Here is a 10,482-nt window from a genome sequence, read left to right as displayed (position 1 = left end):
GGGCGGGGGCGGGGCACCGTAGCCGCGCAGATCGAGAAACACGTTACTGGCACGGGTTTCGAAGGAGACGGCAAAGACATCACCGACCGGCCGGATAGGTCACGTTGTCCAGACCAGGCACGACGACCTTGGCGGGGTCGTTGCCGGTGTCGACGAGCTGGCGGACCGCGTAATCGGTGACACAGCCCGACAACAGCTGGCGCGGATCTTCCAGCACCATGCGCAGCCGGGTGATCATCGCCGGCCAGTCGTCAGGTCCGTGGATCACCGGCATTTCGCTGATCTCGGTGATCGCGCCGGCCGTGAGATCCGGGCTGACCAGCTGCGAGGGCGCGTAGCCCGGGCTGTCCGGGAACATCAGACCGCCGAGCTCGACCGTGGCGCGGACGTTGAACCAGATGCCACGCAAGGTTTTCTCGAGGCCGGCGATCTCGGACAGGTCGCCGTCGACCGGAGTGGTGAAGGTCGGTGCGTGCGGCGCCAGGTACAGCCGCTCCAGCGGCAGCTGATAGCGCGACGCGCCGTGGATCATGGTGGCGACGCTCGAGGTATTCCAGGTGACCCCGGAGGTGACCCGTCCTTGCCGGCCGGCGACCAGAACCATCGTCCGCGCCCAGTCGAGGTCCTGTCCGCCGAACCAGCGCAGCACCCGGAACGAGATGTCCATCGTGCTGAGGAAGAACGTCGCGATCATCATCTCGTTGATCGAGAGGTCCAGGTACTCTTCGCGCAGCGTCCGGCCGGTGAGGTAGGTGCCATCGGCCAGTGCCGCGCGCAGATAGCGGACCGTCACCGCGCAGCTGTAGTCGATCATGTCGGCGATCGCCTGTTCCCGGCCCCGGTAGGCTTCGACCGCGATCGTGTCCCGCCACAGCTCGCCGCTGTTGGCCGCGCGGGCACGCTCGACCTGCGCCAGCAGGCGTTCCGCTTCGGTGCGCCAGCGATCGTCGTCGTATTTCTCTTTCAGCCCGACCAGGCTGGCGACCGCGGGCCCCAGGTGGGAGATTCCGGCGAGCTCCTTGAAACCCTTGGTGGAGAACCGGAATCCTTCGACCGCTGGGGGTTTTCCGTTCCCCGGGTACAACGCGAAGTCCGCCGAGGTGGCGACGATCAGCGGATCGCCGGCACCGCGATCGGTCGCCGTCCGGGTCAGGTGCGCGCCGAGGCTGTCCGCCGACGCCGTGTAGGTGGTGAACAGGTCGACGAGTTCAGGGCTCGAATTTCCTGGCATGACATGGTCCTCCGGCGATGGCGGGCGAATCGGTCAACCGGCGAAGCGGTACAGCACGGTCCTGGCGGCGAACCGCAGGTCGGCGGTCAGACTGTGGGACACCGCCACCAGCGTCGTCCCGTCGTCTTCGTGGATGACCGCGGCGTCGGTCGCGCCCGTGGTGGGGAACTGTTCGACCTCCACCAGGGTGCGCTCGCGCCACAGGTAAAGCTGTGAATTGAGCGCCGTGGTGGGGTTGTCCGGGGTGCCGAGCACGAAATTGACCCGGACCACATAAAGCCCCTGTGTGCCTTCGAGTACGGCGAACTCGCGGGCGCCGGGATCTTTCAGTGCCTGGTGCGCAACGAAACGAGCGCCGTCCCAGCGCAGCAACACCGACTCCGATTGCAACCGGGCCACCAAAAGGAAGGTCTCCCCGTCCGCGGTGAAATGGGCGAACGCCCTGCCGTGCCGGTCGGCGAGTTCCTGATGCGGTTCGAACCGCGTCCCGGTCCACCGGTAGAGCACGGACGGCCGGACATGATCGGCATGGGCGAGAAAATGCCGGCCGTCTACGGTGAAAGCGTGCCAGTTGTAGGCCCACTGCGACTCGATGTCCTGGAAATGCGCGAACCGCTGCCCATCCCAGCGGTAGATCCGCGACGGCAGGTTCTCAGCGTCGTCTCCGGGCAGCACCACCCCCTGGGCCAGCGCGAGGAAATGCTCGTCGTCGATGCGGAAATGCTTCCACTGCTTGGCCGCATAACCGTCGAAAGCTTGGAACCCCTCGAATTTCGAGCCATTCCATTCGAAGACACGGGAGTCAGTGGCGAAGCGGTACGGGCCGCTTCCGGTGCGGATACTGGCCACGGCCAGGAACGCCCGGTCACCGATGCGGAAGAACTCGGCGTCCTCCCCACCCGGGGCCGGGATGCTCTGCCAGCGCTCGTACCCGTTGTCGCCCCGGCGCAGCAGAAGCAGATCGGTGTCGCTGTCACCGCCGTTCATGTTCGCCGGCGTATCCGGAACGTCGTAGGCGAGCTGCGGGATGGCCAGCAAGTGCATCCCGTCCAGCTCGAACGGCTCCACCCCCCGGGCCCCGGACGTCGGCACGCTCGCGTATTCGGTCAGATGCGTGGGCACGTGGCCTCCTTCAGGACTGCCGCGTTGCGGCACCGGCGAGGAAGGTGCGCCCGCTCATCATCATGATCGGCTGGTGCGCCGCCATCAGCCGGCTGCGCACCGGCGAGTCCTTGAACTTCGGGTCGAGCTGCAACTCCGCCGCCAGCGACCACCACGTGATGGGCACGATGCCCGACATGATCATCCGCTGGATCGCCATCTCATGGGCCCGGACGGTGGTGGTGGCGGTGACGTCCTCCACGACGTACACCTCATACCCCTCACGCAGGGCGCCGAGCGCGGTCTGCAGGACGCACCCGTCGGTGGCGATCCCGCCGATGATCAGCCGCCGCCGTCCCGTTTCCCGCACGGCCCGCGCGAAACCCTCGTCGAGGAAGGAGTTGAAGGCCGCATCGGGCCGCACGACGACCGGCGTGTCCCCGAGGACCTCGGCCAGTTCCGGGTACAGCGGCCCGGACGGGCGCGAGTCGATACCGTTCGTCACCACGAGCGGCAGCCCGTACAGCTGCGCCGTTTTCGTCAGGCCCACCACGTTGTTGAGGTGCTCACCCAACTCGGTCGAGCGCAGCACGTTGGCGAAACCGATCGCGTAGTCCACCAGCACCACGGCGGCGTTGTCACCGCTCAAAGGTTCGAGGTTCATGGGCATGTCAACCTTTCCTGAAAATGGGACAATGGATGGTCTTGCGGTTCGTCACCCGAGCCCGCGCAGTTCCGGAGCGATGAACTCGCCCAGTGCCCGCACGGACCGATCGACCTGCTCGCCGGGGAGGCCGCCCCAGTCCACCAGCGCCTGGATCCGGTCCAGGCCAAGCAGTTTGTGCAGCCGGGTCAGCTTGTCGAGGATCTGTTCGGGGGCACCGATCATCAGATGCCCGTCCGGTTCGAGCCCACGGCGGAACTGTTCCGGCTCCACGATGAAGCCACCACCACCGGGCTTCTTCGGGCGGAGGAAATCACGGTAGAAGGGATAACTCGCGTCCACATCGGACGGATCGGTGACGGCGAGGTAGTGCAGCGCGACACCGACGCTGAGCCGGTCGCTCACGTTCGCCGCCGCGCCGGCTTGCCGGTAGAGGTCGACGAGCTGAGCGAGCCTTCCCGCGTCACCGCCGATGTAGCCCAGCACGACGGGCAGTCCGAGCCGCCCGGCACGGACGATGCTGGCCGGAGTGCCCCCGGCTCCCAGCCAGATCGGCAGCTCGTTCCGCGTCCGTGGCGGCACCTCCGCGCCGACCAGCGGCGAGCGGAACCGGCCCTGCCACGTCACGACCGGGTTGTCCCGGATCGTCAGCAGCAGATCCAGCTTTTCCGCGAACAACGCGTCGTACGACTCGATCGGCTCACCGAACAACGCGAACGGCTCCGGATAGGCACTCCTGCCGACGATCAGTTCGGCGCGGCCGGAACTGACGAGGTTCAACGACGCGAAATCCTGATACAGCCGGACCGGGTCGAGCGCCCCGAGCGTGCTGACCGCGCTGGAGAGCCGGATCGACCGCGTGCGGCCCGCGATGGCGGCCAGCACCACCGCCGGGGACGACACCGCGAAATCGAAACTGTGATGCTCACCGAGCCCGAAAGTGTCCAGCCCCACCGCATCGGCCAGCACACCCAGCTCGACGATCTGCTTCGTGCGCTCCTCCACCGACCGTTGCCGGCCGTCCACAGTGGTCGGCTGGATATCGCTCAGCGAAGCGATGCCGATCTGCACGCTCATCATCACGACCCTTCTGGCCGGGGAAGTCCCCACGCCATGCGATTCACGCTAGCACTAAGTGGTGAAGCCTCACCACTTAACTGGCTGTTACCCTCGGGGCGTGACCGCGTCAGCACACCGGACCCGAGGCCGCCCGCCCCGGCGCGCCGATGCCGAGCAGAACCGGCAAAGAGTGCTGCATGCCGCGGCGTCGTTGTATGCGGCCCGGGGACTCACCGTGTCCTTGAACGAGATCGCGAAAGCGGCCGGGGTCGGCCTGGCGACCCTGCAGCGCAACTTCCCGCACCGGGAGGACCTCGTGGTGGCGGTCTTCACCACCCAGGTGTCGGCCTACGCCGACGCGGCCGAAAAGGCGCTCGAGAACCCCGATCCCTGGGCGGGTTTTCAGGAATTCGTCGAAACGGTTTTCGCGATGCAGTGCGAAGATCACGGCTTCGCCGCGGTACTGACCGCCGCACTGTCCCCGAGCACGGAGCTGCACCAGGCACGGCTGCGGGCCTACCGGGGTTTCAGCAAACTGGCTCGCCGCGCCAAGAACGCGGGTGTGCTCCGGCCCGACTTCTCCCCGACCGACCTGCCGCTGTTCCTGCTGGCCAACGCCGGGGTCGTCGGCGGAACGGGAACGACGGCGACGAAGGCATCCCGGCGACTCGCGGCGTTTCTGCTCCAGTCCTGCCGCGCCGAGGGGCAGCCACGGCTGCCGCCGGCTCCCCCGCCGTCGCTGCTGCTGAAATCCCTGCAAGAGTCCGGCAGCCCACCGGCCTGACGGGTGGTCAGCCCTTCGCGCGGACGGCTTGCTCCTCGTCGACCGGGATCCAGCCATTGCCCAGGTCGATCTCACCGATGTGGTGGTAGGCATCCGGACCTTTCCGCGTGAACGTGTCGCGCAGGGGAACACTGTTGCCGGCCATGGTCATGGTGCCCTCGAGTACGAACACGTCGCCCTCCCAGCCCTTCGAGCGCTGCACGGCACGGCCGCCGTTGCTGTCGAACCAGTCCGCGACGAACTCATCGGCGGCGACGTCGTAGCCCCACAGATAGTGCGCACTCAGCGGGGCAGGGTTCTCCGGAGTGGGAAGTTCCTCGGTCCGGACGAGAACCCAGTGCCCGCCGTCGACGGCCTCACCCGTCACACGCATCTCGATGTCTTTGCGCGGCCCGAACGGGGTCTCGTGGAAGACACCGGGCGCTTCCCATGCGCCGACGAAGAAGCCGAGTTCACGCAGGCGCGGGCTGGGACCGGGGGCACCCTGAGTGCCGGCCGGAGTCTCGCTGGTCGTCATGTCATCCTCCTACTATGTATTTCTGAGCAACTATTTAAATCATAGTAGCTATAGTGGCGGTATGGCAAGCAACGCGAAACGTGCGACACAGGACGAGCCGGCGACGGTTCTCGGTCATTGCCCTCGCTTCCACGCCGCCATCGAGCTGATCGGGCGCCGCTGGAACGGGGTGATCCTGCAGCGGCTGCTGACCGGGCCACTGCGCTTCTCCGAGATCCGCCGGGGGGTGCCCGGGCTGACCGATGCCATGCTGTCGCAACGGTTACGAGAGCTCGAAGACGCCGCCGTCGTCAAACGAATCGTGACCGACCAGCGGCCCGTCCAGGTCACCTACGCGCTCACGCCCATCGGCTCCCAGCTGTCGCCGGTGCTCACGGCGGTGGCGGACTGGAGCGTCCAGTGGGCCGAGCGCGACGAGCGGGCCACTTAACCGACCGAACGTTCAGGCAGTCGTGTTAGTCTCGGCGGATGGCTGACCAGAGCGGTGACGAGGACGTTTCCCTCGCCCATCACGGCGCCGTCGCGACCGTGACCATGAACCGGCCCGTTCTCACCATCGCCGCGAAAACGGCGCTGCGCCAAGCACTCGAGCATGTCGCGGCGGACGATTCCGTGCGCGCGGTCGTCCTGACCGGGCACGGCAAGACGTTCTCCGTGGGCCAGGATCTCGCCGAGCACGCGGCCGCCCTGCGGTCGGATCCGGCGACGGCCTTCGCCACGATCACCGAGCATTACAACCCGATCGTGACGGCGCTGGCCACCATGCCGAAGCCGGTGGTCGCGGCCGTCAACGGCACGTGTTTCGGCGCCGGGCTCGGTTTCGCGCTCGCGTGTGACCTCCGCATCGCCGCCGGCACCGTCCGGTTCGGCACGGCCTTCACCGCCATCGGCCTGGCTCCCGACTCGGGACTGTCGGCCACCCTCGCCCGCGCGGTCGGCACCGCGAAGGCCACCGAGCTGATCCTGCTCGGCGAACCGTTCACCGCCGCGCAAGCCGTCGCATGGGGCCTCGTCAGCGAAACGGTGCCCGCCGACGAGCTGCCCCGGACCGCCGCCGATCTCGCGGCGCGGCTCGCGGCCGGCCCGACTCTCGCTTACGCCGAAATGAAACGGGCACTGGCGCTTCCCCTCACCGATGTGCTGCGGGCGGAGGGCGAAGCGCAGGCCCGTCTCGGTCTCAGCGAAGATCATCAGCAAGCCGTCCAAGCGTTCCTGGACAAGAAGACTCCTTCGTTCCACGGCCGCTGAGCCGTCAGCCCGCGAAAAAGAGCTCTTCCGGTGCGGTGACCAGGATCTTCTGCCGGTCACCCGCATCGGGCGCCCAGTCCGCGAGCAGGTTCAGCAGCTCACCCGTGTCACGCTGACCGTTCGGCAGGTGCGGCCAGTCCGACCCCCACAGCAACCGGTCCGGCCGGGTCTCGACCAGCGCGCGCCCCAGGGGTTCGACCGATGCCAGCGGCTTGTTCTTGGCGATCCGGTACGGCCCGGAAAGCTTGATCCAGCAGTTCCCGTTGCGCAGCACACCCAGCAGGCGATCGAAATCGGCTCGCGTGAGGCCGTCCGATTCGAGCATGTAGCCCATGTGGTCGATGACGAACCGGTCTTCGAGATCGGCGAGGAACGGCAGGAGAGCGCGCACGACCGTGCCCGGCGTGTAGAACTGGATGTGCCAGCCGCGAGGCGTGGCGCGGGCGGCCATCCGCCGGACATAGGCGATGATCTCTTCGGTCGACGAGTCGCGCCGGGCGAACAGATCGAGGCGGATCGCGCGGACACCCAGCTCGTGGTACCGGTCCAGCTCACTGTCCGGGGTGTCCTCTTCGATCCGCACCACCGCGCGGCAGCGGCTCCCGACCTTGCCGAGCGTGTCCAGGGTGAGCCTGTTGTCCGTGCCGTAGAACGTCGGCTGCACGAGCACCATCCGCTCTATACCCAGGAAATCGGTGAGTTCGAGGTACTGCTCCAGGTTCCCGTCGGGGAAGGTGTAGAGCGGTTCGGGGACATGCGGATAGCCCGGCTCGAACACGTGGAAATGGGCATCGCAGCTTCCGGGCGGCAGGGTGAACCGCGGTTTGGTGTTCGAGGTCGCCGCACGCATGGGTGTGGTCTGCAGGATTTCCGGTGCCATGGCTGGCCCTTTCCTTATCGAGCGGATTGTTGCCACCAGGTGGCGAATTTCGCGGCGCGGGCCTCGGCTCCGCTGAACAGCAACTCAGTGTCCACTCCGGACAGTAAAAGTGGACAGACGCCCAGTGGAACGAGTGCATCGAGGATGCGCGGATCGGAAATGCCGCCCAGCATCAGCAGTTTGCCATGCGCACGGCACGCCCGTGCGGCGGTTTCGACCGCGGCATGAACCTGCGGATCGTCGTAACGGCCCGGGATTCCCAGCTCCGCGGTCAGATCGTTCGCGCCTATCGCGACGATATCGACGTTGTCGACGGCCGCGATCGCGTCCGCGTTCGCGATGCCCTTCGGGGTTTCCACCAGGGCCTGCACGATCGTTTCCTCGTCCAGCAAGGGATTCAGCTCCCGGGCCGGGGTGGGACGCATGCTCAGCCGCGGCAGCATCGAAAGCTGTGAGCGCTGCCCGCGCGGCGGGAAACGGCACGCCCGGCCCACCAGCTCGGCTTCGGCGGGGGTCTCGATCCGCGGGGCGATGATGCCTTGCGCGCCACAGTCCAGCAGCCGGCCGATCGAGCCGTAATCGCGCTCGGGCACCCGCACGAACGGTGTCATGCCCAAGTCGGCCGCGGTGGCGGACAACTGGGCGGCCACGTCGAGGGACATGGTGGCGTGTTCGAGGTCCACCATGATCGCGTGATGCCCGGTCGCGTGCGCGATGCGGACGATATCGGTGGTCCGGCTGCTGCGGATGGCCAGCATCAGCGTCAGTTCACCGGCCCGCAACCGGTCCAGGAATGCGTTCATGTGGGCAACTTTCTCCTTGGTGCAGAACGGACGAGCTGACGAAGGACGTTGCGGCGGATCTTCCCGGTGGCGGTTTTGGGCAGCTCGGCGAGCTCGACCACGGCTCGCGGGCGTTTGAACGACGCCAGCCCTTCGCGGCACCACCGGATCAGCTCGTCGGGATCGATGGCGTGTCCCGGCACCGGGACAACGCAGGCGACGGGCTTGTCCAGCTCGTCGGAATCGGGCACGCCCACGACCGCCGCCTCGGCGACATCGGGATGGTCCAGCAGCCGGTTTTCGACCTCGCTCGGGGTGACCCAGATCCCGCCGGCCTTGAGCATGTCGCCGAACCGCCCGAGGCAGGTGTAGGTGCCGTCGTCATTGCGCAGATAGCTGTCACCGGTGCGCACCCAGCCACCGAGGAACACCTCGCGTGACGTCTCGGCCCGGCACCAGTACCCGGTCGCCGCCGAGTCGCCTCGCACATACAGCTCGCCGGGACGATCATTCTCGTCGATCACCGCGCCGTGCTCGTCGCGGAGCTCGATCTCGTAGCCGGGCACCGGAACCCCGGACGAACCGGGATGGACCTGGCCCGGCCGGTTGGACACGAAGATGTGCAGCAGCTCGGTGGACCCGATACCGTCGAGCACTTCGATGCCGAATCGTTCGGCGATGCCGTGGTAAATCCGCGCGGGCAACGCCTCACCGGCCGAAATTCCTTGTCGTACGGTCGAAAACGCCTCGACCATCACGTCACTGGCCAGGAGCGGTGCCCAGAAACTGGGCGTACCGAAGAACAGGGTGGGCCGGTCACGAAGCGCCCGTTCGGCGAGCCGCGCCGGTGTCGGCCGTCCCGGTTCGAGCACCGCTGTCGCGCCGGCGGCGAGCGGAAAGAACATCGAGTTTCCGATGCCGTACGCGAAAAACAGCTTCGCCACGGACAGGCAGCGGTCGGTGCGGCTGACCCCGAGCACCCGTTTCCCGTAGTTCTCGGCGACGAAAGGGATGTCGGCATGCCGGTGCATCGCCGCCTTCGGGTCACCGGTCGTGCCCGACGTGTACAGCCACAGCGCCGGCGAGTCGCGCCAGGTGCGGTAGGTCCGTTCGGCGGGTTCACCGGTGAGCTCGGACCAGTCGTGGCCCGTCACGCCTGGCGGCAACGGCCCGGGTTCGCCAGCCGCGACGACGACGTGCCGCACCTCGGGTGCGCCGGCGACGGCGACGCGGACCTGCGGCAGGAACTCCGCCGAGCCGAGCACCACCGCCGCTCGCGAATCGGTGACGAGCTTGCGCAGTTCGGGACCGGTGAGCATGGTCGACGTCGGCACCGCCACCGCACCCAGGTGCATCGCGGCCAGGATCGCGGTGAACAACTCGATTTCGTCGGCCATGCACATCAGCACGCGTTCCTCGGGCCGGACCCCGAGCGCATGCAGGCCCGCCGCGACCCGGCGCAGCTCGGCCGCCAGCTGTCCGTAGGTCAGCGAGCGGGAAACTCCGACGACCGCGACGTGATCGCCGTCCCCGTTCTGGACGTGCCGGTCGACCAGGTAGTCGACCGCGTTGAAGACGGCGGGATTCGTCGACGGTGACGAAGCAGTCATCGGTGCGGCCCCTCAGGGAAGGTGGACGTACTCGTAGTCGAACGGTTGGCCGTTGATCCCGTTGGCAGGCGGCGCGATCCAGCCGGCGATCTTCCCGCGCTCGTAGACGGGGTGCATGAGCGAGCGGACAAAAGCGAGATCCTCGCTGGTGGGCAGCCAGCGTTTCCGGTTCGCCTCCCACGTCGCTTCGTCCACAATGGACCCTTCAGGCGTGATGTGCACGCCCGCGTTCAGCCCGACCTGGCGGTGGAAACCGGGGTGTGGCAAGGAGAACCGGAACGAGATCCCGGCGTCGTCGAGAATCCTGTTCCACCGCTTGGTCCCGGACCGGCAGTCGGCGGTGTACTCGCCCCGCAGGTCGAGGTTCAACGCCAGCACCGTTTGCACCTCGTCGGTGCTCCAGGTGCCGTCCGCGTTGGGCTTGTCGAGGACCGCCGCGGTGTCGGTGAGCTGATGGTCGTCGCGGCGGCGCGTTTCCTGCCAGCGGCCTTTGAGTCCGGCGGTGTAGTAGTTGGCGGCGTTGGTGGAGGTTTCGCTGCCGAAGAGGTCGAGTGAGACGCTGTAGTGGAAGTTCAGGTAACGCTGGATGATCTCCAGCGGGATACC

11 protein-coding genes and 1 pseudogene are annotated in these 10,482 nt (G+C 67.3%); 3 read left to right on the top strand and 9 right to left on the bottom strand.

From position 1 onward, the window contains the following. Nucleotides 1-79: 79 nt before the first annotated feature. From GKO32_RS37270 to GKO32_RS37255, 4 genes are read right to left on the bottom strand one after another with little or no spacing between them, the layout of a single operon-like run. Nucleotides 80-1,231, bottom strand: a complete 1,152-nt coding sequence (locus GKO32_RS37270; protein ID WP_154761616.1) for a DUF5624 domain-containing protein — start codon at nt 1,229-1,231, stop codon at nt 80-82. Nucleotides 1,232-1,264: 33 nt separating this feature from the next. Further along, nucleotides 1,265-2,353, bottom strand: a complete 1,089-nt coding sequence (locus tag GKO32_RS37265) for a hypothetical protein (protein ID WP_208024662.1) — start codon at nt 2,351-2,353, stop codon at nt 1,265-1,267. Between the two features lie 10 nt (nt 2,354-2,363). Then, entirely contained in the window at nt 2,364-2,996 is a 633-nt protein-coding gene (locus GKO32_RS37260) for an isochorismatase family protein (RefSeq protein ID WP_166459854.1), read from the bottom strand. Between the two features lie 51 nt (nt 2,997-3,047). After that, entirely contained in the window at nt 3,048-4,073 is a 1,026-nt protein-coding gene (locus GKO32_RS37255; RefSeq protein ID WP_246245331.1) for an LLM class flavin-dependent oxidoreductase, read from the bottom strand. A gap of 100 nt (nt 4,074-4,173) precedes the next feature. Here GKO32_RS37255 and GKO32_RS37250 point away from each other — a divergent pair, with 100 nt between their 5' ends. Next, a complete protein-coding gene (locus GKO32_RS37250) occupies nt 4,174-4,839 on the top strand; it encodes a TetR/AcrR family transcriptional regulator (RefSeq protein ID WP_208024661.1) in 666 nt (221 codons plus the stop codon). 7 nt (nt 4,840-4,846) lie between these two features. On the opposite strand, the gene GKO32_RS37245 is transcribed toward GKO32_RS37250, so the two are convergent. Further along, the gene (locus GKO32_RS37245) at nt 4,847-5,356 is read right to left on the bottom strand and encodes a DUF1579 family protein (RefSeq protein ID WP_154761613.1); all 510 of its coding nucleotides are present in this window, start codon (nt 5,354-5,356) and stop codon (nt 4,847-4,849) included. Between the two features lie 61 nt (nt 5,357-5,417). Between GKO32_RS37245 and GKO32_RS37240 the strand changes: the two genes are divergently transcribed. Both GKO32_RS37240 and GKO32_RS37235 read left to right on the top strand, forming a co-directional pair. Continuing rightward, complete coding sequence (locus tag GKO32_RS37240) at nt 5,418-5,786, top strand: winged helix-turn-helix transcriptional regulator (RefSeq protein ID WP_154761612.1); 369 nt, start codon at nt 5,418-5,420, stop codon at nt 5,784-5,786. A 38-nt stretch (nt 5,787-5,824) separates the two neighbouring features. Beyond that, the gene (locus GKO32_RS37235) at nt 5,825-6,604 is read left to right on the top strand and encodes an enoyl-CoA hydratase/isomerase family protein (RefSeq protein WP_154761611.1); all 780 of its coding nucleotides are present in this window, start codon (nt 5,825-5,827) and stop codon (nt 6,602-6,604) included. Nucleotides 6,605-6,608: 4 nt separating this feature from the next. Here the strand turns inward: GKO32_RS37235 and GKO32_RS37230 are convergent, their stop codons facing one another. From GKO32_RS37230 to GKO32_RS37215, 4 genes and pseudogenes are all read right to left on the bottom strand, one after another. Continuing rightward, nucleotides 6,609-7,484, bottom strand: coding sequence for an amidohydrolase family protein (locus GKO32_RS37230; protein ID WP_154761610.1), 876 nt, complete (start codon nt 7,482-7,484; stop codon nt 6,609-6,611). Nucleotides 7,485-7,498: 14 nt separating this feature from the next. Further along, on the bottom strand, nt 7,499-8,287 hold the full coding sequence (locus tag GKO32_RS37225; RefSeq protein WP_154761609.1) for an HpcH/HpaI aldolase family protein: 789 nt from the start codon (nt 8,285-8,287) through the stop codon (nt 7,499-7,501). Continuing rightward, on the bottom strand, nt 8,284-9,876 hold the full coding sequence (locus GKO32_RS37220) for a benzoate-CoA ligase family protein (RefSeq protein WP_154761608.1): 1,593 nt from the start codon (nt 9,874-9,876) through the stop codon (nt 8,284-8,286). The genes GKO32_RS37225 and GKO32_RS37220 overlap by 4 nt, the downstream gene beginning before the upstream one ends. A gap of 12 nt (nt 9,877-9,888) precedes the next feature. Next, nucleotides 9,889-10,482, bottom strand: a pseudogene (locus tag GKO32_RS37215) (benzoyl-CoA 2,3-epoxidase subunit BoxB); the annotation flags it as partial.

Source organism: Amycolatopsis pithecellobii (assembly GCF_009707865.1).
GTDB lineage: Bacteria > Actinomycetota > Actinomycetes > Mycobacteriales > Pseudonocardiaceae > Amycolatopsis_E > Amycolatopsis_E pithecellobii.
The sequence above is the reverse complement of the archived record's forward strand: the minus strand, read 5'-3'. Positions and strand labels throughout refer to the sequence as shown.